This window comes from Rickettsiales bacterium Ac37b (assembly GCA_000746585.2).
Lineage (GTDB): Bacteria > Pseudomonadota > Alphaproteobacteria > Rickettsiales > Arcanibacteraceae > Ac37b.
In genome coordinates this window covers 994173-1019502 of the sequence record CP009217.2, presented here as the reverse complement: position 1 = coordinate 1019502, position 25330 = coordinate 994173, and the positions used below count along the sequence as shown (strand labels likewise).

23 protein-coding genes and 1 pseudogene are annotated in these 25330 nt (G+C 30.8%); 9 read left to right on the top strand and 15 right to left on the bottom strand.

The genetic code is table 11. From position 1 onward, the window contains the following. The first annotated feature begins 284 nt into the window (after positions 1–284). Together tldD and NOVO_05170 are read left to right on the top strand one after the other, a co-directional pair. Positions 285–1718 carry a protease TldD gene (gene tldD / locus NOVO_05175; protein ID AIL65407.1) on the top strand — a complete coding sequence of 478 codons (1434 nt, stop codon included), beginning with the start codon at positions 285–287 and terminating at the stop codon, positions 1716–1718. Positions 1719–1874: 156 nt separating this feature from the next. Then, positions 1875–2786 (top strand): hypothetical protein, encoded by a 912-nt coding sequence (locus NOVO_05170; protein ID AIL65406.1) that lies wholly within the window; start codon positions 1875–1877, stop codon positions 2784–2786. A 279-nt stretch (positions 2787–3065) separates the two neighbouring features. On the opposite strand, the gene purA is transcribed toward NOVO_05170, so the two are convergent. Further along, complete coding sequence (gene purA, locus NOVO_05165) at positions 3066–4358, bottom strand: Adenylosuccinate synthetase (protein ID AIL65405.1); 1293 nt, start codon at positions 4356–4358, stop codon at positions 3066–3068. 366 nt (positions 4359–4724) lie between these two features. Here purA and NOVO_05160 point away from each other — a divergent pair, with 366 nt between their 5' ends. Beyond that, positions 4725–5921 carry a hypothetical protein gene (locus NOVO_05160; protein ID AIL65404.1) on the top strand — a complete coding sequence of 399 codons (1197 nt, stop codon included), beginning with the start codon at positions 4725–4727 and terminating at the stop codon, positions 5919–5921. Positions 5922–6125: 204 nt separating this feature from the next. On the opposite strand, the gene tag is transcribed toward NOVO_05160, so the two are convergent. Next, positions 6126–6701, bottom strand: coding sequence for a DNA-3-methyladenine glycosylase 1 (tag, locus tag NOVO_05155; GenBank protein ID AIL65403.1), 576 nt, complete (start codon positions 6699–6701; stop codon positions 6126–6128). Between the two features lie 214 nt (positions 6702–6915). Here tag and NOVO_05145 point away from each other — a divergent pair. Both NOVO_05145 and NOVO_05140 read left to right on the top strand, forming a co-directional pair. Further along, positions 6916–8200, top strand: a pseudogene (locus NOVO_05145) (transporter; disrupted). Positions 8201–8275: 75 nt separating this feature from the next. Continuing rightward, a complete protein-coding gene (locus NOVO_05140; GenBank protein AIL65402.1) occupies positions 8276–9301 on the top strand; it encodes a colanic acid biosynthesis glycosyltransferase WcaL in 1026 nt (341 codons plus the stop codon). A 24-nt stretch (positions 9302–9325) separates the two neighbouring features. Here the strand turns inward: NOVO_05140 and mrcA are convergent, their stop codons facing one another. The 12 genes from mrcA to iscR form a co-directional block, all read right to left on the bottom strand. Next, positions 9326–11692 carry a Penicillin-binding protein 1A gene (gene mrcA, locus NOVO_05135; GenBank protein ID AIL65401.1) on the bottom strand — a complete coding sequence of 789 codons (2367 nt, stop codon included), beginning with the start codon at positions 11690–11692 and terminating at the stop codon, positions 9326–9328. An 11-nt stretch (positions 11693–11703) separates the two neighbouring features. After that, on the bottom strand, positions 11704–11892 hold the full coding sequence (locus NOVO_05130) for a twin arginine translocase protein A (protein AIL65400.1): 189 nt from the start codon (positions 11890–11892) through the stop codon (positions 11704–11706). 157 nt (positions 11893–12049) lie between these two features. Then, complete coding sequence (locus tag NOVO_05125) at positions 12050–12880, bottom strand: Flp pilus assembly protein TadD, contains TPR repeat (protein AIL65399.1); 831 nt, start codon at positions 12878–12880, stop codon at positions 12050–12052. Beyond that, complete coding sequence (locus NOVO_05120) at positions 12877–13920, bottom strand: hypothetical protein (GenBank protein ID AIL65398.1); 1044 nt, start codon at positions 13918–13920, stop codon at positions 12877–12879. The genes NOVO_05125 and NOVO_05120 overlap by 4 nt, the downstream gene beginning before the upstream one ends. 14 nt (positions 13921–13934) lie before the next feature. After that, a complete protein-coding gene (fdx, locus tag NOVO_05115) occupies positions 13935–14270 on the bottom strand; it encodes a 2Fe-2S ferredoxin (protein AIL65397.1) in 336 nt (111 codons plus the stop codon). Between the two features lie 18 nt (positions 14271–14288). Next, positions 14289–16130: a Chaperone protein HscA gene (gene hscA / locus NOVO_05110; protein AIL65396.1), complete on the bottom strand. Its 1842-nt coding sequence runs from the start codon at positions 16128–16130 to the stop codon at positions 14289–14291. Continuing rightward, positions 16105–16659, bottom strand: a complete 555-nt coding sequence (gene hscB, locus NOVO_05105) for a Co-chaperone protein hscB (protein ID AIL65395.1) — start codon at positions 16657–16659, stop codon at positions 16105–16107. The genes hscA and hscB overlap by 26 nt, the downstream gene beginning before the upstream one ends. 36 nt (positions 16660–16695) lie before the next feature. Continuing rightward, positions 16696–17037, bottom strand: coding sequence for an Iron-sulfur cluster assembly protein (gene iscA / locus NOVO_05100; GenBank protein ID AIL65394.1), 342 nt, complete (start codon positions 17035–17037; stop codon positions 16696–16698). Between the two features lie 3 nt (positions 17038–17040). Continuing rightward, complete coding sequence (nifU, locus tag NOVO_05095) at positions 17041–17445, bottom strand: NifU-like protein (GenBank protein AIL65393.1); 405 nt, start codon at positions 17443–17445, stop codon at positions 17041–17043. A 21-nt stretch (positions 17446–17466) separates the two neighbouring features. Next, positions 17467–18684: a Cysteine desulfurase gene (iscS, locus tag NOVO_05090; GenBank protein AIL65392.1), complete on the bottom strand. Its 1218-nt coding sequence runs from the start codon at positions 18682–18684 to the stop codon at positions 17467–17469. Positions 18685–18700: 16 nt separating this feature from the next. Next, positions 18701–19831: a Cysteine desulfurase gene (gene nifS, locus NOVO_05085; protein AIL65391.1), complete on the bottom strand. Its 1131-nt coding sequence runs from the start codon at positions 19829–19831 to the stop codon at positions 18701–18703. Between the two features lie 2 nt (positions 19832–19833). Continuing rightward, a complete protein-coding gene (gene iscR / locus NOVO_05080) occupies positions 19834–20256 on the bottom strand; it encodes an HTH-type transcriptional regulator iscR (GenBank protein ID AIL65390.1) in 423 nt (140 codons plus the stop codon). Between the two features lie 233 nt (positions 20257–20489). Between iscR and NOVO_05075 the strand changes: the two genes are divergently transcribed. Beyond that, positions 20490–21188: an Alpha/beta hydrolase family protein gene (locus NOVO_05075; protein ID AIL65389.1), complete on the top strand. Its 699-nt coding sequence runs from the start codon at positions 20490–20492 to the stop codon at positions 21186–21188. A 43-nt stretch (positions 21189–21231) separates the two neighbouring features. Here NOVO_05075 and NOVO_05070 read toward each other — a convergent pair whose 3' ends face one another. Next, positions 21232–22296 (bottom strand): Flagellar hook protein FlgE, encoded by a 1065-nt coding sequence (locus NOVO_05070; protein AIL65388.1) that lies wholly within the window; start codon positions 22294–22296, stop codon positions 21232–21234. Positions 22297–22655: 359 nt separating this feature from the next. On the opposite strand from NOVO_05070, the gene NOVO_05065 reads away from it, so the two are divergent. From NOVO_05065 to NOVO_05055, 3 genes are all read left to right on the top strand, one after another. Beyond that, positions 22656–23825 (top strand): Sodium:dicarboxylate symporter family protein, encoded by a 1170-nt coding sequence (locus NOVO_05065; protein ID AIL65387.1) that lies wholly within the window; start codon positions 22656–22658, stop codon positions 23823–23825. Positions 23826–24044: 219 nt separating this feature from the next. Next, positions 24045–24938 carry an Aminomethyltransferase related to GcvT gene (locus NOVO_05060; GenBank protein AIL65386.1) on the top strand — a complete coding sequence of 298 codons (894 nt, stop codon included), beginning with the start codon at positions 24045–24047 and terminating at the stop codon, positions 24936–24938. Further along, a complete protein-coding gene (locus NOVO_05055; GenBank protein ID AIL65385.1) occupies positions 24938–25321 on the top strand; it encodes a hypothetical protein in 384 nt (127 codons plus the stop codon). The genes NOVO_05060 and NOVO_05055 overlap by 1 nt, the downstream gene beginning before the upstream one ends. The last annotated feature ends 9 nt before the right edge of the window (positions 25322–25330 follow it).

The window sequence follows — 25330 nt, the reverse complement described above, 5'->3', positions numbered from 1 at the left end:
ATATTTATTTAGTTACGTTTATAAAAAAGATTTATAATAATTAATATAAGCTATATTATAGCTTATATTAAGATATTAATAATATGAAAATATTTTTTAATATTACCAAGTAACAAATGATTAATATTTACATTATTAATAATGTCTATACTACACAATAAACTCTCATTGCTAAATCAAATATAATAATATATTTATATTTGGATGGCGTCAAATTTTACCATAAATTATTAATACACTTTATATTTAATTCACTAATAAATTAATTTAAAAGGTTAGTATATATGTCTTTAAACTATCAGTCACCTATCTCATTTTGTGAATACCATAATCTGAATGAAGAAACTGTTAAAACAATAGTAACTGATGCCTTATTAAATAGCGATGATGGAGAATTATTTCTTGAATATACTCAAAAAGAACTATTTTCTTTCGATGATGGTAAATTACATAATTCTACATATACTATTAGCAGCGGGTTTGGATTAAGATCAACTATAGGTGATTCTACAAGTTATGCTTATGCTAATAAAGTTAATCTTAATTCTCTTACTCAGGCTGCTAAAATAGTTCATAGCAATAGTAACCTACATACCAACATAGATAATACTATAACTCTTAAACAAAATTCTATTTTATATCCTCAGCTAAATCCTATTGAAACTAAAGATTTTAATAGTAAAATTAAATTACTACAGTATATAGATAGTTATCTCAGACAAAATCCTTATGTAAAACAAGTTTCAATATCCTTACTCGGAGAATGGCAAAATATAGAAATTATTAAATTAGGTGGTTTTAAAGTTCTAGATATACGCCCTTTAGTTAGGCTGAATATTTCCGTAATTGTAGAAAAAAATGGCAAGATGGAAAGAGGATTTTATGGTGCAGGCGGCCGCGTAGAGTATCACGATTTATTTGTAAAAGAGCAATGGCAATATTATGCAAATGAAGCTTTAAGACAAGCTTTAGTGAATCTAGAAGCAGTGCCTTCACCTGCAGGAGAAATGCAAATTATACTTGGCGCAGGATGGCCTGGTATTTTATTACATGAAGCAATAGGACATGGTTTAGAAGGCGATTTTAACAGAAAAAAAGTTTCAAGCTTTTCAGAATTACAAGGTAAGCAAATTGCAGCACAAAATGTTACAGTAGTTGATGATGGTACTATCCTAAACAGAAGAGGTTCTCTAAATATTGATGATGAAGGCACTCCCACCCAAAAAACAACTTTAATTTCCAATGGTATACTAGAATCTTATATGTTAGATCGCATGAATGCACGATTAATGAATAAAACCTCGACTGGTAACGGGCGTAGAGCAAGTTTTGTTCATCAACCTTTTCCACGCATGACTAATACCTATATGCTACCTGGTAATGTTTCTAAAGAAAATATTATTAGTTCAGTTAAAAAAGGCCTATATGCTGTGAATTTTAGTGGAGGACAGGTTGATATTACGTCAGGAAAATTTGTTTTTTCTGCTTCAGAAGCATATTTAGTTGAAAACGGTAAAATTACTACACCAGTTAAAGGTGCTACATTAATAGGTAATGGACCAGATGTCCTAACTAAAATTATAGCAGTGGGTAATGATCTACAACTCGATCCAGGCATTGGTACCTGCGTTAAAAATGGACAAATGGTTCCTGTTGGAGTAGGACAACCTACATTGCTTCTAGATAAGCTTACTGTAGGTGGCACTTATAAGACCTAAAGTTTAACATAGCTTTTTAGTTTAAAATATATTTGGCTCTAAAGTATTAATAAAAATACAATATATCTCAACAATTTTTAACGTTGTAATACACCTACTTTTCATGTTATATAGATATTAATGATTTATAATACCATTACTAAATGAGAGTATAATATGGAACAAGATTGTATAAATATTGTAAATACTAAGTATGCTAGTCATCTAGAATTAGATTTTGATCACAATATAGTTCAAGCAACTGAAAAACGCCTAAGAGCAAGTCATAATTTAGCTCTGCCTCTTGAGGAAGAAATCTCTTTATTACAAGAGATAATAGGTTTTGAATTAGGTAGATTTTTACTACAAAACAAAGGCTTAAATGGTTATTGGACACAATATGTAATCCTAGGAGACCACAGTAACCTTAACCAAAATTCACTTGAATATTGGGTATTCAATAAGGCTCCTGCTGTTTTAGCAACTCAAGAAAGATTCTCTATTTTTAAGCAAAAAACAAATGAAATACTAAAATCAAACATGACTCTTGCTTCTATACCATGTGGCCTAATGGATGACTTACTATCTTTAGATTATACAGGTAAAGAAAATATCAAATTAGTAGGGATTGATCTTGATCCTCTTTCTCTGAAGCAAGCTGAGGAAAATTCTTTGACATACAATAAAAATGTCAATGTAAGTTTTAAACTAGAAAATGCCTGGAATTTATCCTCTTCTGAAGAATATGATTTAATTACTAGTAATGGATTAAATATTTATGAACCAAATGATACAAAAGTAATAGAATTATATAAAAAGCTCTATAATGCACTATCTAAAGATGGTTATTTAATAACTAGCTTTCTAACCCTACCTCCTACTTTAACTCCTGACTCACCTTGGAAAAATTTTTCCATGCACGATGTTATTAAGCAAAAAGCTATTTTTGTAGATATATTACAAGCAAAGTGGCAAACATTTCGTACAGAAGAACAAATACGCTATCAATTAGAGCAAGTTGGATTTCGTATTTTAGAGATTATTTATGATAAGCAATCGATGTTTCCCACTGTAATTGCCCAAAAATAATAAAATCTATATATTAAATCTATATATTAGAGTAGTGCATCAAAAGCAGTGTATAATAGCGCGTAAATATAACTTTTTAATTAATTGTAAATTTTATTTTTTCAATTTAATCTTATGGGACTAGGAGCGATAAGTAAAACCTACAATTAATAGGAGAACTTTGATACAACAATATCCCGAATTCAAATCAATTTACTATACACTATTTTTTTATATACCAATCTCATATCAAAACTCTGGATTTCTAGCAAAAACACGTGAAGACTTATCTAAAATATACTATATCATAAATGGATCACGTACTAATATAGTGTCTTCACGTTCCGGACTTGTAGATAATATGGACATGGGTACCTCTATTAATTCTTCTATACGCCTAATATATTTTATTGCATTAGCTGGTAAATCTTTAAAACTACGAGCTCCTTGAGTATTAGAATCCCAGCCTGGCAATTCTTCATATATAGGTTGTACTTGTGCCTGTATAGCTCTTGATGCAGGTAAATAGTCATAAAGCTGGCCATTATATTTATAGCCTATAGCTATCTTAACTTTATCCATACCATCTAACACATCTAGTTTTGTCAGAGCAATACCATCTATACCAGAAATTTTAGCAGCTTGTTTTACTAACGTTGCATCAAACCATCCGCATCTACGTTTTCTACCGGTGACAGTACCAAACTCTTTCCCTATAGTACCAAGTAATGTTCCAATTTCATTGTTTTGTTCTGTGGGCAAAGGCCCACTACCCACGCGTGTAGTATATGCTTTAGTAATACCCAGTACATAAGTAGCCTTATTAAACCCTATACCAGAGCCAATAAAGGCCTGTCCTGCTACAGTTGACGAAGACGTCACATAAGGATAAGTTCCATGATCTACGTCTAGCATAACTCCTTGCGCACCTTCAAATAAAATAGCTTTTCTGCTATTTTGCGCTGCATTAAGTATTTTCCATACTGGCTGAATAAATGGAATTAATTGATCACGTATCTCTTTTAATTCCTGCATGATAGAAACTTTATCAATAGTATCAGTACTAAATCCTCGTCGCAATGCATTATGAAATATAAGTAAGTGATCCACATATTCACTTAAAGAATGCAGATCAAATAAGTCACATATTCTTATAGCTCGCCTACCTATTTTATCTTCATATGCAGGACCAATACCACGCCCTGTGGTACCAATTTTATTCATACCACGTTCTTGCTCAATAACTTGATCAGCATTTTTATGTAAATTGAGTATGATAGGAGCATTTTCAGCAACAATTAAATTTTTTGGAGAAATCTCTATGCCTTGGCTTTTAAGCAGTGTTATTTCAGAAAGTAATGCACTAGGATCTATTACCACACCGTTACCTATGATAGACAATTTATTAGGTCTAATAATACCAGAAGGTAATAAGCTTAATTTAAATACCTTATTATCAACAACTAATGTATGACCAGCATTATGTCCACCTTGAAATCTTACAACAATATCAGCACGTTCAGAAAGCCAATCAACAATTTTACCTTTACCTTCGTCACCCCACTGGGATCCTATCACTATTACATTTGACACGTATATTCTCCTTTTTAAATCTTGATTCCCATTATAGTAAATTAAGTTGTATTTGGGACTATGAGCAATAAGCGAAGCCCACAAATAATAGGAGAGCTTTAAGCTAATTGCATCCCGAATTCAAATCAATTACTATATAGCAGATTATTCACAATTATTATAGCTTAACTTCTAGCTGTATTAAATTTTAATTAAAAAATAAATAAATAGTATATAAAATCATTAATATCATCTAATGCCATATATATATTTTTTTTATAGATAATGCTTTATATGTAAGCGCTAATCTGATTGACAGCTAAATTAAGACATGTTAAGAGGGTAAGAAATATTATTAATAATTACTATAAAGTGGAGTGTAATAATATGACTGAAGATATAAAGACAAAGAAGCTAAGCCAAACAAATTTAAATAATTTAGAAGCAAACAGTAATTCTAAAAGAACAGATGTTGCAAATTCTGGAATCGAGTCTGTCTTTACTACAATTCTAGATACTATAGGATTAGGATCAAAAGATTCTACCGGATCTAAGAATACAAATGATGATGAAATATCTACAAGAGCGGATCTGGTAGATGCTACTAAAACCCCTGCCCCAACTAAAGCCACAGATAATTTAGATAGAAAAGAACCTATTGCTCTAAACAAAGAACCCCTAAATATCAAAAAAAATAATCACAAAACAGCAGACAGCTTAGTGGATGAAGATAGAGAAGATGATGAAATATTTACAAGAGCGGATCTAGCAGATGCTAGTAAAACACCTGCCACAAATAATATAAAATCAAAAATGGATAGTGATACTCCATTTACTAGTCAAGAAGAAGACGATGATAAAATATACCAAAAAATAGATACTGCAGATTATAGTAAAACACCTTCTCCATCTAGGGCACCAGATGATTTATATACGCATCAGTTTCTTGCTACTAATAATAAAAACACTTTAAATGCTAAAGAAAAAATTCAAAAAATAGAAGAACGTTTAATTGATGAAGATGATGAAATATCTTACAAACATACTACAGATAATAGCAAAACCCCACCTTCAACTAAAGCTCCAGACGATTTATATACAAGCCAACCTCCCTCTATAAATGATAAAGAATCATTAAATACTGCAAAAGGTAACGAGGCCCAGAAAATTAATTCAGTTGGCAAAGTTAATCCACTCCTGGTAGATGAATTAATTGGTGAAGATAATATAGATTCTAATATACCAAAAAGTGATCATAATTATAGCCAAACTCAAGATAATGCTACATTTGTTGTATCTTTATTTGGCTACGACTTGACTCTTAATAAAGAAAATTATTATGACCCACAAGAGGTTAAAGACCATATATACACTAGTATTGGCTTATCTATATCAATACCAACAGCTGTTATGATGATACCATACGCACCTACAGTTCTAGGCGCTTTATCTGTAATGGTACCTTTAGTAAGCGTAGCATGGGAATTACATCAAAATCATCCACATGATCAAATATATTCAAATTTCATAGACTCTTATAGCATACCAATGCACAGTAATACGATATGTATAGACTTGATTTAGATATAGCCCATAACTTAACGATGAGTCTCATAGAATATGTAGGAAATCATACCGGTTATTATACTACTTAAACATTTTAAAGCTAAGTTGTGCTCTATATTATAAATTTTAGCATTCAAAAAAGCAGTTAATAGGTTTTGCTTTTTAAATCTATATTTATTAATTCTGAACCCAACTTAGTTTTACACTCCAAAACATATTCGTCTATTTCCTATTACATAGGAAACAACCTACCATATGGTCATTTACAAGCCCAACTGCTTGCATGTATGCGTATATTATGGTCGTACCTACAAAACTCATACCACGTTTTTTTAAGTCTTTAGAAATTAGATCCGATTCTAAACTACGTGTAGGTATATTCTTTAGCGAAGAGGGATAATTGATCAGAGGTTTACCTTGAACAAACTGCCAAATATAATCATTGTAAGAGCCAAATTCCTTTTGAATATCTAAAAATACCTGAGCATTTTTACGAGCAGAGAATACTTTAAGTCTATTACGAATTATACCAGGATTACATAACAGAAATTCTAATTCCTGATCCATCATGCTTGCTACCTCTTCAGGTATAAACTGCTTGAAGGCTTGATAATAATTTTCTCTTTTGTTTAAAACAGTTTCCCAACTTAAACCTGCTTGAGCCCCTTCAAGTATAAGCATTTCAAAGTGCTTATTATCATTATACACTGGTACTCCCCATTCTTGATCATGGTAATCAATATATTGAGGATTATTAATAGGAACCCAGATACACCGTTTTTTATTCTCGCTATTCATAATTTTTTGTACACATGTTAAAAAAGAGTTTTTATAATTTAAATTAAAAACTATATATAATTTACTTTAATTTATATTTATATACGATAAAAGCGAACAGCAAAAGTAATAGTTATGAAGACAAGATTTACAAAACTATTATAATATTATTTACTTTTATTAAATAATATATAACAAAAGCAATTTAAAATAGCATTATCAAGAGTTGATTTATATGTTTCTTGAAATATTTGTGATCGCGATACTCATAATACTCAATGGCTGTTTTGCTATGTCTGAGCTCGCAATAGTTTCTGCACGTAAACCCATATTAAAGAAAAAAGCTGAGGAAGGTAATCAAAATGCTAAAATAGCCTTAATACTAGCAGAAGATACAGGTAAATTTTTGCCTATAGTACAGATAGGTATTACTCTTATTGGGATTTTAGCAGGAGCTTTTAGTGGCGCTACCTTATCAGAAAAATTGGCTAATATATTCATGAACTATGGTATCACAAAATACTAGCACAACTATTGCTATGTCTACAGTAGTTATTATCATTACTTATTTTTCATTAATTATAGGCGAATTAGTGCCTAAGAGACTTGCTTTACGTTATCCTGAAGTTATTTCCATAATTTGTGCTCCAATACTTAATTATATAGCGCATTTTGCATCACCAATTGTATGGTTTTTAGAAATCTCATCTAGCATATTACTAAAATGCCTTGGAATAGCTACGCACCATACACCAGAGGTTACTGAAGAAGAGGTACAAGCATTAATTACTGCAAGCTCAGAGGCAGGCATACTCAAACCCAAGGAAAAAGATATGATAGAAGGAGTAATGCGTTTTGCAGATAAATCGGTAAAGTCATTTATGACTCCTAGAATCAAAATTGAATGGATAGATGTGAATGATTCGGAAAATAGTATACGTAAGAAAATATTACAAAGCAATTATTCGCGCTTTATTATATGTGATGGTAATCTTGACCAGGTTCTGGGTATTGCACAAGCTAAGGATATAGCTAATCAACTCATGATACAAAATAAACTAGACCTAAAAGCACTCATAATTAACACAATATTTTTTGCTGAAAATTCTCCAGCTTTAAAAATTATTGATTTTTTAAGAGAATCTACACTTCATATAGCTATTATTGTTGATGAATATGGAACTGTTAGCGGTATTATAACTGCTACAAATATTTTAGAAGCAATCGTAGGAGATCTTGCAGATGCTGAAGATATAGAAGAAGCTACCATTACAATAAGAGAAGATGGGACATGGCTGATTGATGGTGAAGTAGAATTTGATAAGGTTATGAAATGTATTGGAATGCAAGATCTACATATTAGTAAGAATTTTCATACTATTGCTGGTTTTATATTAGCTCAAGTCTCCCAAATTCCCCGCGCTGGAGATCATTTTATATTTCACGGCTATAGATTTGAAGTGATCGATATGGATAAAAACAGAATTGATAAAGTGCTGATAGAAAAGGTTGAACAATAAAAGAAATATTATAACTATTGATAAAAATTCATTCATTATATATTTTTAATATTTTATATTAATTAAACATACAATATGAAAATTCTCAATATAATGTTTCAAAAATATCTAGGTGGTATTGAACAAGCTTTTCTTGATTATAATATAGCCCTAAAACATCAAGACTTTGAAGTGCTACCGGTAATTCATCCTAAGGCGCTCGTTAAACCTTATTTAGATATTCCTTATAAGAGTATCTATAATTGGAGTAAATACGATTTTAAAGCTATATTAGCATTACGTAATTTGATAAATAAATATAAGCCTGATGCAATAATTACACATGGAGGTAGGGCCGCTAATCTAGTTAAAAGAATAACAACACGTCCTCATTGGTTTGCTGTAAGCCATAATTATAATTTTAAACCTTTGTTAAGAGCAGATTCTATCATCGTATTAACACAGGATATGCATAATAAATTATATGCTACTTTAGATGCACCATCAAAAGCTATATACATCTTACCTAATATGATTGAGATTGGATCTACTAAATTTACAAAACCAAAATTTAGAACACCACCCATTATAGGATTAATGAGTAGATTATCGGATGAAAAAAGTATAGATATTTTTTTACAAGCCTTACATTCAATAAAATTGAAAAATATACCCTTTAAAGCAAAAATTGCAGGAGAGGGCAAAAGTAAAAATTTGCTCCAAAAAATTATCATAAATTTAGGGCTTGAGAATTATGTAACATTAATTGGATGGGTTGATAATAAAGAAGAATTTTATAAATCTATAGATATATTTTGTCTAACATCTTCGGAAGAAAGTTTTGGTATAGTAATCCTAGAAGCATTTAAATATAGTAAACCATCAGTGCTTACCATGACGCCCGGCGCTCTGGATATAGCTACACATAATATAGATGCTTTGTTAGCACCAATCGGTGATTACAACCAAATAGCAGAATTCTTAATACAATTAATAGCTAAGCGTGAGCAGGCCGAACATTTAGCTCAATCCGCCTTTACAAGAGTGCAAGATTATTCACTTCCAAATATATCTCTTCAATTAAAGTTAATTATAAAAAATCATAAGCAACATATATATTAATTTAAATCAAAAAACTATAATAAATTAATAAATACCTCCAGTTCCCTCCATAATAGAAGGACTATAAGTTGTTCCTTGATTGTTTAAAGAATCATTTGGTTCTGTGCCAACCTTATATGCTTCATATATTTCAGTATTCGTAGAATCACTACTCTCGTTATGTATTTTGACTAATTTTATTCCTTCTGGTATAATAAAAGGCTTATTTTCCTGATCCTTTAAGGCATTTTCCATAAAATTTACAAAAATTGGTAAGGCACTAGTTGCCCCCGTTTCTCTACTACCCAAACTCTTAGGCTGATCATATCCCAAATAAGTACCTACCACTAAACCAGGTGAAAAACCTATAAACCAAACATCCTTACTATCATTAGTAGTACCTGTTTTACCGGCAACAATTTTACCTAATTTCTTTGCCCCTCTCCCCGTGCCATTTTGTATTACACCTTCAAGTAGTGAAATCATTTGATAAGCAGTACGCGGATCTGTTACAAATTCATGCTCTTCTTTAACTTCTGGAGGAATAATGTTAAATGCATTACTATCTTCTATATAACACATTTCACATGTACTATCATCATGCCTATATATGGTTTTACCTAATTTATCTTGAATATATTCAATCATATAAGGTTTTATACGTTTACCCCCGTTAGCTATCATTGCATAAGCATTTGTAATATTTAACAATGTAGTTTCACCTGCTCCAAGTACTAATGAAAAATTAGAAGTAGGATTCTCCTCTATACCAAATCTCTTAGTTATTTCTACTAATTTCTTTATACCTAAGATTTGAGCAAGACGTACAGTCATAGTATTTCTAGATTTTTCTAACCCTACTCTCAGCGTAGTAGGACCAAGAAAATCTCCAGTATAATTTTTAGGACGCCACATAGGCAATCCTGGTCCCTGCGACAACTCTATAGGACCGTCTAGTATAATACTATCTGGTGTAAATCCACTTTCAAGCGCTGCTAAATATGCAAATGGTTTAAATGCTGATCCAGATTGTCTTTTTGCCTGCGTTACACGATTAAATTTACTTTGATCATAATTAAAACCACCTACCATAGCTAATATTCTACCTGTGACCGGCTCCAATACAACTATTCCACCATTCACTTCAGGTATTTGACGCAATGTAGCCGTATTATGATTGCTATACTTTTCTACCACTATAATATCACCGATTTTTAATAAGTCTGAAGGTTTGACAATTCCAGCTTTTGCCCACATCATCTCTTTTAGAGGTAACATCGTGGTATTTGTACCATCACTCATTCCTAAAATAGCGTAACCAGCTTTAAAACCTAATACAACTGCAACTGTCCACGGGTACAAGTTTTTTTCTAACTCTACCTCCTTTAATTTTACTAGCCAATTATCAATAGTATCTAGATGTTTTAAAGGCCCACGGTATCCATGACGCTGATCATAATTAATTATACCAATTTTAAACGCTTGCTCAGCAAAAACTTGCAATTGAGGATGTAATGTAGTTTTTACTGTTAGCCCTCCTTCGTATAAAATTTTTGTGCCATACAAGCTAGTAAGTGTTTTACGTATTTCTTCAGCAAAAAAATCAGCCTGTACTATCTGTCTTTTATCTCTTGCATTAAGAACAATAGGCTTCGCAATAGATTTGCGAGCTTCTTCTTCTGATAAATATCCATCTTCTAGCATCCTATCAATTACCCAATCACGCCTAATTTTAGCTCTCTCATAATTTTTACGAGGATCATAATTACTAGGCGCCTTAGGCATAGCAGCAATAAAAGCTACCTCTTCTATTGTTAATTCAGATAAAGTTTTATTAAAATAATTTAATGCGGCAGAAGCTACCCCATACGACCCATTTCCCAAATAAATTTGATTTAGGTATAACTCTAGTACCCTTTTCTTAGAATACACTTTACTAATTCTAAAAGATAAAATTGCTTCTTTAATTTTTCTAGTTAAAGATTTTTCATTTGTTAATAAAAAATTTTTAATCACTTGTTGCGTAATAGTAGAACCTCCTACGAGTCCTTTATTTTGATTTACATTAGCAAGATTTTGGATAAAAGCTCTTGCAATACTTGTAATATCCACCCCAGGATGATCATAAAAATTTTTATCTTCAGCCGCAATAAAAGCATTAATTACATAATCTGGTATTTCATCAATAGGAGTAAAAATTCTATGCTCTATGGCATATTCTGCAAGTAATTTATTATTATAAGAATATAAACGTGTTACAAGAGAAGGGTTATACTCAGATAATTGTTGATAATCGGGTAATTCCCTACCAAAATACATTAAGCCACTCGATACTCCTATAATACCAGAAAACACTAGTATTATAAACAATAAAATAATACGCTTAAATATATGACTTAAATAATTTAACATATAACTATATATTACTCTAAGTTATTTTTGTCATAATCATGAGTTAGTTTTTTATCAGAATTATCTTCCCCTTTTATACCATCTCTAAAATTTTTAATTCCTCTTCCAAGATCTCCCATAACTTTAGGCAATTTTCCAGCACCAAATACTATTAAAATTACCAATAATAACACCACCAAATGAGAAAAACTAAAACCCATAATACTATACCTTAATTAATAAATTTTACTCGAAAGTACTTAATTTTACATTAAAAATCAATATAATTACTTGTCTAAAATTAATCTACCTATTACCGCAATTATGAGTAATATTCAAAGAACTATATTAATAATTTCTATATTGAGTTTACCAAAATTATGGTTTTAAAGCCTTATCAATATATGATTTGGTCAATTTCTTATCTTGTGCAAGACGTTCATATATCTTAACATTATTATTTAACTGCTCTTCACTTAAGAAAGGTCTCGATATCTCTTCTGCCTTAGATATTTGTCCAGATAATCCATATACTAAAGCTAAGTTAAGTGTGATACTTTTTTTAACCAAATTATTATGTTCACTATATTCTAGTGCCTTCCTAAAACTATTAATTGATTCAGAAAATTGGTGGTTTAAGGCGTGAGTAAGTCCCAAATTATTTAGTATAATATAGTTAGGTTCTATAGACAAAGCTAAATTATAATATTCTATTGCTTCATTATCATGCCCTGTTAAAGCAAATATTACCCCTATCGCATTAATAACCCTCCACCGAGTTGCATCTTCACTTATAACACGCTTAAAGGAATCGAGCGCCAAATCAAACGAACCTTCTTGCATATAACAAAGGCCTTTACCTTCTTCTACAGTTAAAAAATCTTTATTTTTATTATCTATCTTTGCTAAAATAATATCATAAGTAATTAAGGCCTCCTTGCATCGTTTATCAAAGCGTAAATTATTTGCTTTTCCTAGCAAATATTTATTATTGCTTGAATACAATGTAATTAGTTTATTATATAAATCAACCGATCTTTTATAATCTCCATACTGCTCACTTATTAGTGCCTCTTTTAGTAAAGAGTCCTCTTGTGACATTTTAGTATTACTAAATAATGACTTACTTTTTCCTAATAAAGAATCTATAGATTCAATATCACTACATGAAACTATAAATACAAATGATAATATTAACCAATATTTCACTGATTATTCGCCCCTAAAAAATATGCTAATATTTCAGGCATAGTAATATTACCTACTTGTAACATACCACCTGATTTACGTTCTATACTAAATGATAAATTATCACCATTAACAGTTGCTATTTTTTCTGTTAACAAATTGGCAAACTTTTCTTGATTTTCTATATTTAGTATTATATATAACTGTTCAAGTAAATTATTATAATTACTAATATCGATATTTAACTTACCTAAAGGTGTAAATTCTTCTTTAGAAGACTGAAACTCCCCAGAAGCTTTCACTGTAAAATTTTCTGCAATAAGATTATAGTTTTTTAAACTAAGTTTAATGAGATCATACGGAGCTATATCTTCCTTATTTTCGTTATGTATAATTTCTACTCCCATACCTGTATCAAAATCAAATTTTATTACTTTACCCTTAGTTAAGCATACAAAATCTTTAAATATAATATTACCATCCACAGTATTAGATGTAGGAGATATATTATGTTTAACCTTAAAACCAGTATGTGAACTTGCATATACAGGTTGGTTAGCGCGATCAAATATTTTGTATCCCTTATCACTGTAATCAATAGCATTAACATTGTTCCACCATTTATACTCTTCTCCTGCTTTTAATTTACTAAATAAAGGAGAATGATTAAATTCTACTTTAATTGTTGGGGGAGCATTATAATTCAAACTATATATCTTCTTATTGACGCTAAATTGAATATCATTACTCTCTAATATCTCATATTGTTTACCTAATAAATCAGACGCAATCGTCAATGTCGGCATATTCATAGACAACAACTCTACAGCACTTTTATATAAAGTAATCACAGGTTTTTTGAAGGTAACTTTTATATGATAAGGGAACCCGCCTAAACTAACAGATTCATACGCAATATCAAATTTGCGCTCCTCTTTAAAGTGTTTTAAACTTGCTAAAATATTGTTTTTTATGGCAGTAGCTGAAAAGAACCATACAGAACTATAAGCTATACTAGCAATAATTAATAATACTAATATACTGATTCGCATTTTACGCATAAGTTATATCCTAATTAAGTTTTTGGCATCATATTTCTTGTTGCAGCAGGCAATGTAACAGTTAAACCATCCAATTCGTCAGTTATTATTATTTGACAACCAAGTCTTGAAGTACGTGTTAATCCAAAAGCCAAGTCAAGCATATCGTCTTCTGCCTCCGAAGGCTCTGCAAGCATGTTATAATATTTAGAATCTACTATAACATGACATGTGGAACATGCAAGCGATCCTTCGCATGCACCCTCTAATTCTATATTATTTTTATGTGCAATTTCAAGTACTGATAGCCCTAAAGGCGCATCTACCTCTTTTCGCGCGCCATCCTTACAAATAAATATAATTTTAGGCATATATTTTATTCCTTTATCCTAATTTGTAGTATCATGTGTATCCTGTTTTTTCAGAGCCTGTTTTAAATATTGATTTGTAATCTTTGAAATCAAAGGGTTAACCATAGATTCAAAAATAAGAATATTATTATCTATCAACCCTCGATCATCACTATTTAAAGCTTGATCTAGTTTTGCGATAATATCACGCAAATCTTCTTTTTCTACAAGACTTAACAAATTATTATTTATTAAATCTGCTCTTTTTACGTCTTCTAAAAGTTTGTTAGCTTTTATCCTTAAGTCTACTAATAATTTTACCTCTATATCTTGAGCTGCATGCTTTGCTGCATCATATAAAGCCTTAGTTACGTCTTCATGATGCAATCCATATGTTGGTTTTATAATAATTTTTTGTTTTATGCCAGTAGTTTTTTCAACTGCATGTACTGTTAGTATTCCATCAGCATCTATATTAAATGTTACCTTAATACGAGCTACACCTGCACGTAGCGGTGGTATATTATTCAGTTCAAAATGTGCTAGAGATCTGCAATTCTCTGCCATTTCTCGTTCCCCTTGTACAATATGAAATTTCATCCCTGTCTGACCATCTTGATAGGTAGTAAATTCTTGTGAATAACTAACTGGTATAGGAGTATTGCGTGGAATAATTTTTTCTACCACTCCTCCCATCATTTCAACACCAAGCGACAAAGGCGTGACATCAAGCAACAAATGATCTGAGCCTATAGATAAATTCTTTGCTTGCAAAGCCGCCCCTAAAGCAACTACCTTATCTGGATCTAAATCACATAACGGTTCTTGATTAAAAAATGTTGTAAGTTTAGCTTTAATTAGAGGAATACGCGTAGCACCACCTACTAATATCACACCTAAAATATCATTTATGCCTAATTTTGCATCTTTTAATACCTGCTCTAAAATATAGATAGTTTTATTAACATGATTGCTAATCATATTATCAAATTCTGATCTAGTTATTTTAAAATCTATCATACTGTTATCTACTTTAAATTGCTTGATAACTGATAGCTCCGTTGATAAGAGTTCTTTAATAGATTTAGCTTCTAACTTAAGAGCAGCAATATCTAATTCTGCATTACTACCTAAATTACGTAATAGTGCCTGTAAAATCAAATTATCAAAATCATCTCCTCCAAGCAGGGTGTCTCCACCAGTTGCAATCACTTGAAACACTCCTTGAGTCATACGTAATATGGATACATCAAATGTGCCTCCACCTAAATCATACACTATATATATACCTTCTAATTTATTATCTAAACCATATGCAAGGGCTGCAGCTGTTGGCTCATTTAATAATCGCAGAACTTCTAAATTAGCTAATCTTGCTGCTTCCTTAGTAGCATTTCTTGCAGCATCATCAAAATAGGCTGGTACAGTTATCACAGCCTTTGTTACAGGTCTTTGTAAGGCTTTCTCTGCAATATTTTTTAAATGGCCTAAAATTTCTGCTGAAATCTGAGTTGGAGTTTGTACTATATTATGAATATTTAATCCTATCACACCCCTTTCTTCATTAACTATTAATTTTTGTACATCAGAATTAATTAAATTCATAGAAATAATTTCTTCTGCATTTTTTCCCATAAATCTTTTAATAGAACGTACAGTAATAGTGGACAATTTATCCTCAGGTTCCTTTCCTACAGTGATAACTCCTCTTGCTTGATAGTTTACAATAGATGGTATAATATTACCAATAACCGTAGGTATACCTTGACTAGTGACAGCCACTAAAGAATTAGTAGTGCCTAAATCAATGCCTATAGCCAGCTCAGTTTCATTACGTTTATTTTTAACCGCTGGTTCATTTATTGTGAGTAGTTGCATCATTTATAAATCTTCTTTTATGGCTAATTTCTTCTAATAATCTTGTTATATATTTTAATTGTATATAAATCTCCGTAGCTTCTATCATAAATTTCTTTTTATAACATTCTGAAAATTCTTTAAGAGCAATAGTCTGTCTTGACAATATCTCTGCTTCAAATTTTTCCAAAATAGGTAATGTTTCTACTTCTTGCAATAACTCTCTATCTTCCATAGATTTTTCAAGAAATACTGAATCACCAATAGTATATGTATTTTCGTTTATTTCTATTCCTTGTAAAACCAATAAATATGCCGCCCTAGATAGTGGGTCCTTAATAGTAGTATATGCTTCATTAATTTTAGCGCTATATTCTAACTCTTGTATTTTTCCCTGAGCATCTATCTTAACATGCTGATCAGGATGAAACTGCTTTTGCAATTGAAAATAATTTCTATTTAATTTATTTAAATCAATATCAAATTCTATATCTATATTTAAAAGTGTAAAAAAATCTTGAGACATATTATTTAGAAAATAAACTGATTCCATACAAATTTAAAAAATCTATTACAAAACATTGAAGAACTATACATGAAAAGATTCTCCACATCCACACCGTCCCTTCTCATTGGGATTAATAAACACAAATCCTGATTTTAATTTTTCTTCTATGTAATCCATAGTAGTGCCTAACAAATAAATAACTGCCTTAGGGTCAACATATACAACCACACCTTTGTCCTCTATTCTCTCTTCAAAAGACCCTACATCATCAGCATATTCAATATCATAAGATAGACCTGAACAGCCTCCTTCCTTAACTTTTACTCTAATACCTAAAGATGGCTTATTCCGTTTAGCTAATAAAAACTGAATTTGTGCAGCTGCATTATCAGTTATATTAATAATTGCCCCTTTTTTAGACATAAATTATTCCTCTTGGTTATCAGACTGCTGCAAATTTTTCTTTGTATAATCATTTATTGCAGCTCTCACTGCTTCTTCTGCCAGTACTGAACAATGTATTTTTACCGGAGGTAACGATAAATGTTCAGCAATTTGTGAGTTTTTTATCCCACCTGCTTCTTCAATTGTTTTACCCTTAATCCACTCCGTAATTAATGAGCTTGATGCAATAGCAGATCCACATCCAAAAGTTTTAAATTTAGCTTCTTCTATAACACCTTCCCTATTCACTTTTATCTGAAGCTTCATTACATCACCACATGCAGGAGCACCTACTAAACCCGTCCCTACAGCTATATCATTTTTATCTAGAGAACCTACATTTTTAGGATTCTCATAATGCTCTATTACTTTTTCATTATATGCCATATAATATTCCTTGTAATTAAATTAATGTGTTGCCCATTGTACGGTCGATAGATCTACACCTTCTTGTACCATTTCCCATAATGGACTCATATCACGTAGTTTCTGTACATTATTACGTATTACTTTTACAGCATAATCTATTTCTTCTTCAGTGGTAAACCTACCTATACCAAAACGTATCGATGTATGCGCAAGTTCATCTCCAACGCCTAGAGCTTTTAATACATAAGAAGGCTCAAGAGATGCAGAAGTACAAGCAGATCCAGAAGAGACCGCTAAATCTTTGACAGCCATAATAAAAGACTCTCCTTCAACATAAGAAAAACTTAAGTTTAAATTTCCAGGATAACGCTTTATCCTATCACCATTTAAAAATACGAATTCTATATTATTTATTATTTCTTGATAAAATTTATCGCTTAATTTCTGAATACGCTCAAATTCTATAGTCATTTCTTCTGAAGCAAGAAAAGCCGCATAACCAAGGCCTACAATTAAAGGTGTAGGTAACGTTCCTGAACGCATACCACGTTCTTGCCCTCCTCCATTAATCATAGGCTCTATACGTATACGAGGTTTTCTCCTCACAAATAGCGCCCCTATTCCCTTAGGTCCATAAATTTTATGACCTGATATACTCATCAAATCTATATTCATATCATTCACGTCTAAAGGTATTTTACCAAATGCTTGAGCTGCATCTGTATGAAAAAATACACCATGCTTACGGCATATTGCTCCAATTTCTTTTAATGGTTGTATTACGCCAATTTCATTATTTACTGCCATTACTGACACCATTAAGGTTTGTTCTGTAATCTTATCTTCAAGTATATTTAAATCAATAATACCATTTGGCTTTACAGGTAGATAAGTGACTTTAAAACCTTCTTGCTCTAAGTGACGACACGCATCAAGTACACATTTATGTTCAGTGGCAACGGTAATAATATGATTACGTTTATCTCCATAAAAATTTGCAACACCTTTAAGCGCAAGATTATTAGATTCAGTAGCACCAGAAGTAAAAATAATTTCTTTTGTATTTGCGCCAATTAAAGAACTGATTTGTGATCTGGCAGTCTCCACCGCTTCCTCTGCAATCCAACCATAGCTATGGCTACGTGAATGAGGATTACCAAACTTTTCAGTAAAGTATGGTATCATATGGTCAACTACTCTTTTATCAGTAGGAGTAGTTGCCTGATAATCCATATATATGGGTAATGTTATAGACATAAAAACCTTGCTTAAATTAATTTATATTACTTGTTTTAGAACGATCATATAAAGTTTTCCACTCTTGAATAAAAATTTCTATTTCTTCTAATGTATTATGCGTTCCTAAGCTAACCCTTATTGCACAACCAGCTTCTTTATTATCAAAGCCTAGAGCGCTTAATACATGTGATTTCGTAGTTCTACCAGATGTACACGCCGAACCATTTCCTATAGCAATACCAGCTAAATCAAAATGAATTAATTGGGTATCACTTGACATATTGGGCATTATTATACAACTAGTATTGGATAGCCTTGGAGCCTTCTGACTCGCTATATAAGCATCAGAAGCATAAGCTACTATACGCTCTTCCATATAATCTCTTAGTTCTTTCAGATAGGACATCTTTATTACATTTTCATTAATATTCTCTGCAACTTTACCAAAACCTGCAATAGCACCAATATTTTCAGTACCAGCGCGCATATTATATTCTTGTGCCCCACCTACGAGTATAGGCTGTAGACCAATTTCTGTTTTTGCTATTAAACAAGCTGCACCAATGGGTCCTCCACATTTATGCGCTGAAATAGTCATCATGTCTACATCTAAATCATTAATATCAATTTTTTCCTTACTAAATCCCTGTACTGCATCACAATGAATTAACCCCTGATATTTATGTACCAGTTTTGCTATAGATTTTATGTTTTGTATTACACCGGTTTCATTATTAGCAAACATAATAGAAACTAGTTTTTTCTCAACTGTTTCTGCTAATTTTTCTTCTAAAACATTAAGTTTAATTAGTCCTTGCTTATCCACCTCTACAAATTGTAAATTATGACTAGATTCTACTGCCTTTAAAATAGATGAATGCTCTATAGCTGATACTAAGATAGCATAATTACTTTGATAATTTTGTATTACTAAATTATTAGCTTCAGTACCAGAACTGGTAAAAATTATTCTATATTTATTTTGTTTTTCATCTCCAATAGCTTGTTGAATTTTGGCACGTGAATCTTCTATCAAATTTCGTGCTTGCCTCCCATATACATGAGTTGAAGAAGCATTATATGGATATTTATAAATACTATACATAAATTCATTTATTTCTGGTCTTACAAACGTTGTAGCATTATTATCTAAATATATCACCATTCCTATAGACTCTTAGCGTTATTAGAAAGATCTTGTAGAGATATAGAATTAAGATATATAAATATTTGATTACTTAATCCATCCCATAAATCATGAGTAACACATCTTTTTCCATTTGGCATACAACCCATACCTGGCTGATTATCACATCGCACCATCTTTATTGGCTCCTCTACAGCTTCTACAATACTTGCTATAGAAATTTCAGCACTATTTTTATTCAAGATATAGCCTCCTCCTGGTCCCTTAGAAGATCGTACCAACCCATTTTTACGTAATTTCATAAAAATCTGCTCTAAATAATTAAGTTTTATATTTTGCCTAATAGCGATTTTATCCAAACTCATGGGTAAACCTAAATTATCTTGCATAGCTATCTCAACCATAGCCATTACAGCGTATCTACCTTTACTACCTAATATCATATTAATTACTTATTTTATAAAGGCTTTATTTGCCTATTTTAAAAGTATATTCTTGAATAATACCATTAATCTTGCTAGTATTAGCTCTTTAATCTGAATTATTAAAAGAAAAATAAAATTTTTATACTAATCTATAATATAAATACTTGAGTAAATTAGTCAACTAATCATTAAAGAATTTTTGCGATTTTATTTACTAACTTATTAAATAGGCTTATCGGAGGAATTAAAATATGGCCGAAGTAATTATTAACGGTTCAGAAGGACGCTTGGAAGGACGATATACACCTAGTAAAAATGAAAACGCACCAGCAGCTTTAGTATTACATCCCCATACTTTACATGGTGGTACTATGAATAATAAAGTTGTATATAACGTTTTTCAATGTTTTGCAAATAACGATTTTTCTGTCCTAAGAATCAATTTTCGTGGTGTAGGTAATTCAGAAGGTAGTTTTGATAATGGTATTGGAGAACTAAGTGATGCTGCTATGGCTTTAGACTGGCTGCAATTGCAAAATCCTAATACTACTAATTTTTGTATTAGTGGCTTTTCATTCGGTGCATGGATTGCAATGCAAATCCTAATGCGCAGGCCCGAAGTGCAAGGATTTGTAGCTATTTCTCCTCCTGTAAATAAATATGATTTTTCATTCTTATCTCATTGTCCAGCGCCAGGCATTATAGTACAAGGAGATAGAGATAGTATTGTTCCAGAAGAATCTGTTTCATCATTTGTAGAAAAACTTTCAAAACAACGTAATTCTGATATTGATTATCGTATTATTAGTGGAGCTGACCATTTTTTTAGAGAAAAAATTGATGAATTAAATAGCAATGTGAGTGAATATATTGCACATAAAATGACTTACGTCAGACCAAAAAAAATTAAACCAGATAGAAGACGTCGTCAAGCAGCACCTGTAGAATAGTGACTTAATTTAGGGAACCTATATTTAGTTCCCTAAGCTTTCTTTAAAATTTTTCAAAGAAATTATTTATATCATGGAATTCTAACTCTCCTTTAAGAATCGCTTCAAACCACGCATAGCTAGGCCACTCTAGGATTAAATCTTCAGCTGATTCTTCTATATATTCATAAGTATCCTTATTATACTCTACTAAACAAGAAGAACAATTAACTTTAGCTACAGGTAAATCGTAACTTAGTATCCTACAACCATTAGTATAATCAGCTATTATTTGCCACAGAGACATTTCTACAGAAATAAGTTCCCCAGGCGCATAACCATTACTTATATAGTTCATAGTACTTGGATGATCTAATTGGGTTATTCCTGTAAGCATACCATAGACACCGTTATTATCTCTATCCATTACATGACCTAAGTATAGAAGAATTTGCGAACTCTTACTACCATTACTCCAAGCAATTTCTATTTTCTTATCAGGATCACTTAAAGTGCCATACTCATTAAACATTAATATACCATAATCTATTTGCCCAAATTTATTTGATGGATCAGCCAATTCTTTGGGATATAATGAATATATTTCAGTTTGCCATACATTAGTCTCTGTTTTTAAGAAACTTATTCTTATATTATGATCGATACCAAACTCATCATAAACCAATACATCTTCAGAAAAATGAGGAGCAATTTTTCCACTCGCCATATTACATTCAGGATTAGTAGCATTATATAAAGATGTTCCTTGATCCGAAGTTGCCCTATTTAAATTTGTTTCTATACTTATAAAACTTGTAGCCTTAGATATATGTTTAGGTATTGACACAACTTCTAACTGATCAATTTCCCTTGGTACAAAAATTTTGCGTGAGTCATGTCCTAGTAACTCTAATCCATTTTGATTAATATATACACCGGATGAGTCTCGCGAAAATAAATTATCTGTAGTTAATAAAATCTTTTCTGGATTATTTTTATCCCTTACTAAAAAAAATCCCTCTCTTCTTATAATTAAGTATAAATTCCAATTTGTAATCTGTATATATTGGTTATTATCAACAAATTGTTCTTTATTACTTTCTAATATATAAGCTGGTATATAAGCCATAAATCTCCTTAAATAATATCATTATTTCAACTTTCTAAAAAATAAGCAATTTTTAGACTAATTTTTATTTATTAATATAATTGTAATAAATTTTTATTAAGAGAAGATCGAGTTTTTTGTATTTTTTAATAATATTGACAATAATTAATTTTATATATTGAATATTTATGCATTTTTCAGTACAATAAAATTTAAAGCGTTTTTTTAACAAAGGCAAAATGTATAAAAATTATTTTAATCTTCAAAACATATCTACCACAGCTACCGCAACAACCGGCCTAAGCCGGTAACCATACTTTATTTCCTTTTATATTTTATTTTTTATTTACAAATTTACTTCTGAAAAGGAGCAATCAGATATGTTTCATAAAATGCCTTTTATTCTATTAATACTAATTGTATTGATTGTAATATTAAACCCCATCATTCCTCTACAGTATAAGCAATTCTTATATTCTATAAGCCTTAGCATTAAGTCTATTATTACATTTTTATTACCTTTTATAATTTTTGGTCTATTATTTAAAACTTCTATAGCACTTGCTACTAACACAACCAAAATTATAGTAAGTATTATAGCTTTAGTATGTGTTTCTAACTTTTGCTCTACTATGATTAGCCATTATGTAGGTGCATGGGTGTATAAATTTGATTTTTCTATAATATTGCCTCAAAATGGCCTTGATTTACAAGCTTTATGGTCTTTTAATTTACCTAAAATACTTGATAATGATCATGCAATGTTTGCAAGTATTATAGCAGGAATACTATGCTCTAAGTCAAAATCACCCTTCTTAACAAAATTTTTAGAATATCTTGAAAAATACATAGCCTCTATATTAAAAGCTATTATTTATATAATTCCTATGTTCATAGTAGGTTTTATAGTTAAATTGCAATATGACGGAAAAGCTTTACTAATTCTAAAAGAATATAGCCTTATCTTTTTAATTATAGCACTTGCGCAGTTTACTTACATTTTTATATTATATTATTTATTAAATCACTTATCTTTTACAGCTTTTTTAAATAATATTAAAAATATGCTACCTGCTGCAATTAGCGCTTTTAGCAGTATGTCTAGTGCAGCAAGTATGCCTCTTACTATTATAGGTGCAGAAAATAATGCTAAAAATAAACATATAATACGTTCTGTAATTCCTATAACAGTTAATATACATTTAATTGGTGATTGCTTTGCTATACCGATACTCGCTTATGCTATTATTAAAAGTTTTGGCTTAGCTGAGCCTAGTCTAATGCAATATGTAATTTTTGCGCTGTATTTTGTCATAGCAAAATTCTCCGTAGCAGCCATACCCGGAGGTGGTATTATTGTGATGTTACCTATATTAAATCAACATCTTGGCTTTAATACCGATATGATGCCTATAATTACTACCCTATATATTTTATTTGATCCAATTATTACCTGTGCAAATGTGCTTGGTAATGGGGCTTTTGCTCAATTTATTGATAAACTAACCACTTATAAAAATAAGGAGATTGAAGCCCTGAGTAAAGGTTAACCAAAAAGTAGCAAAATAGTTTGTTTTAGAAGAAAATGTATAGGAGTATAAAAAATCTTTACTTTTCTTCAAAACAAACTAGTAAAACCTATTGAGTAATAATAATTTTTATTAGTATTTTAGCTTATTTGAACATTATAAATAAAATATCTCTTGAGATATTGGACAAATATAATAAAATTAATGGTATATAAATTAATAAGAGTTAGGATCAATACCATGAGTAATTTGCTTTATAATATATTAAAGGATAGAGCTACCTTTAGCATTCATGGTGAAGATACAAAAACTTTTCTACAAAATCTAATTTCAAATGATATCAATAAAGTAAATGCTAATAACTCAATTTATACATGTTTACTTACCCCTCAAGGTAAATATTTTTGTGATTTCTTTGTCATGCTATTTAACGATACTATTATACTAGACTGTTCATATGCACGCCGGGAAGAAATTATTAGCAAACTTAATATATATAAATTAAGATCCTCAGTTCAAATTCAAGATTTAACCGATCAATATACAGTTTTTAGTCTACACGGCGATGATTTATTATCAGAATTAGCTCTTTCAGACATACCAGGATATAGCAAAAGCTTTATGAATGGCTATGTATATGTTGATCCCAGAACTACATTAATGGGGGCCCGTACTGTGCTACCTACTAATACTGCTATACAATTTTTTAAAGATTGGGGTTTTAAGCCCTCATCTGATCCATATGATCACTTGCGTATTCAAAATAATATACCGGAAGGTGACAAAGACTTGATTCCCGGCAAATCCTTTCCTTTAGAATATGGATTTGATTTACTTAATGCTATAGACTTTAATAAAGGCTGCTATATAGGACAAGAACTAACCTCACGTACTAAACACCGTGGGTCCATAAGAAAAAAAATTATACGAGTGAAATCTGATACTAGTATACCAGAATTAGGTAATGATATATACATAGGAGAAAATAAAGTTGGAATAATATGCTCAAGTTATAGTAATATAGGTTTAGCTTTAATACGCACCGAGGATTATGAACAAAATGCTAGTTCCGGCAATAAGATGATTATCAGAGATCAGGACAATATTGCCGTATTAACAGTAATAGGTACCTAATGTCAAATATATACACTATACATGTAAAAAATAATGATTTTAATAATGCCGTGTTGATTAAAGAAGGAAATTTTTGCCTTACAGCGCTAATCTTTGGTATTTTCTGGGCATTATATCATCGTATGTGGTTGATAGCGCTAATATTGTTAGGCATTAATATACTAATAGGTAATACAATGCACTCCCAAATCATTACAGAAATAGGAGGCGCAGTATTACAACTTTGTATAAATATAATATTTAGCCTATTCGCCTATGATTTACGTAGGATTACATTATCACTTAAAGGTTATAAAATAATTGATATAATGCGTGGTACTAGCAGTTCAGACGCGCAATATAGATGGTTAGATTATCAAGAATTGTCAAACAAATACAGCTAAAAACTTAAA

Bases quoted from the DNA above. Each gene is read 5' to 3' on its own strand.
- NOVO_05070 (AIL65388.1), bottom strand. From the start codon at position 22,296: ATGGCTTATATACCAGCTTATATATTAGAAAGTAATAAAGAACAATTT.
- NOVO_05160 (AIL65404.1), top strand. From the start codon at position 4,725: ATGACTGAAGATATAAAGACAAAGAAGCTAAGCCAAACAAATTTAAAT.
- hscA (AIL65396.1), bottom strand. From the start codon at position 16,130: ATGATGCAACTACTCACAATAAATGAACCAGCGGTTAAAAATAAACGT.
- tldD (AIL65407.1), top strand. From the start codon at position 285: ATGTCTTTAAACTATCAGTCACCTATCTCATTTTGTGAATACCATAAT.
- NOVO_05140 (AIL65402.1), top strand. From the start codon at position 8,276: ATGAAAATTCTCAATATAATGTTTCAAAAATATCTAGGTGGTATTGAA.
- tag (AIL65403.1), bottom strand. From the start codon at position 6,701: ATGAATAGCGAGAATAAAAAACGGTGTATCTGGGTTCCTATTAATAAT.
- NOVO_05060 (AIL65386.1), top strand. From the start codon at position 24,045: ATGAGTAATTTGCTTTATAATATATTAAAGGATAGAGCTACCTTTAGC.
- fdx (AIL65397.1), bottom strand. From the start codon at position 14,270: ATGCCTAAAATTATATTTATTTGTAAGGATGGCGCGCGAAAAGAGGTA.
- iscR (AIL65390.1), bottom strand. From the start codon at position 20,256: ATGATATTAGGTAGTAAAGGTAGATACGCTGTAATGGCTATGGTTGAG.
- nifS (AIL65391.1), bottom strand. From the start codon at position 19,831: ATGGTGATATATTTAGATAATAATGCTACAACGTTTGTAAGACCAGAA.
- NOVO_05130 (AIL65400.1), bottom strand. From the start codon at position 11,892: ATGGGTTTTAGTTTTTCTCATTTGGTGGTGTTATTATTGGTAATTTTA.
- iscS (AIL65392.1), bottom strand. From the start codon at position 18,684: ATGTCTATAACATTACCCATATATATGGATTATCAGGCAACTACTCCT.
- iscA (AIL65394.1), bottom strand. From the start codon at position 17,037: ATGTCTAAAAAAGGGGCAATTATTAATATAACTGATAATGCAGCTGCA.
- NOVO_05055 (AIL65385.1), top strand. From the start codon at position 24,938: ATGTCAAATATATACACTATACATGTAAAAAATAATGATTTTAATAAT.
- NOVO_05065 (AIL65387.1), top strand. From the start codon at position 22,656: ATGTTTCATAAAATGCCTTTTATTCTATTAATACTAATTGTATTGATT.
- NOVO_05075 (AIL65389.1), top strand. From the start codon at position 20,490: ATGGCCGAAGTAATTATTAACGGTTCAGAAGGACGCTTGGAAGGACGA.
- NOVO_05120 (AIL65398.1), bottom strand. From the start codon at position 13,920: ATGCGTAAAATGCGAATCAGTATATTAGTATTATTAATTATTGCTAGT.
- mrcA (AIL65401.1), bottom strand. From the start codon at position 11,692: ATGTTAAATTATTTAAGTCATATATTTAAGCGTATTATTTTATTGTTT.
- hscB (AIL65395.1), bottom strand. From the start codon at position 16,659: ATGGAATCAGTTTATTTTCTAAATAATATGTCTCAAGATTTTTTTACA.
- nifU (AIL65393.1), bottom strand. From the start codon at position 17,445: ATGGCATATAATGAAAAAGTAATAGAGCATTATGAGAATCCTAAAAAT.
- NOVO_05170 (AIL65406.1), top strand. From the start codon at position 1,875: ATGGAACAAGATTGTATAAATATTGTAAATACTAAGTATGCTAGTCAT.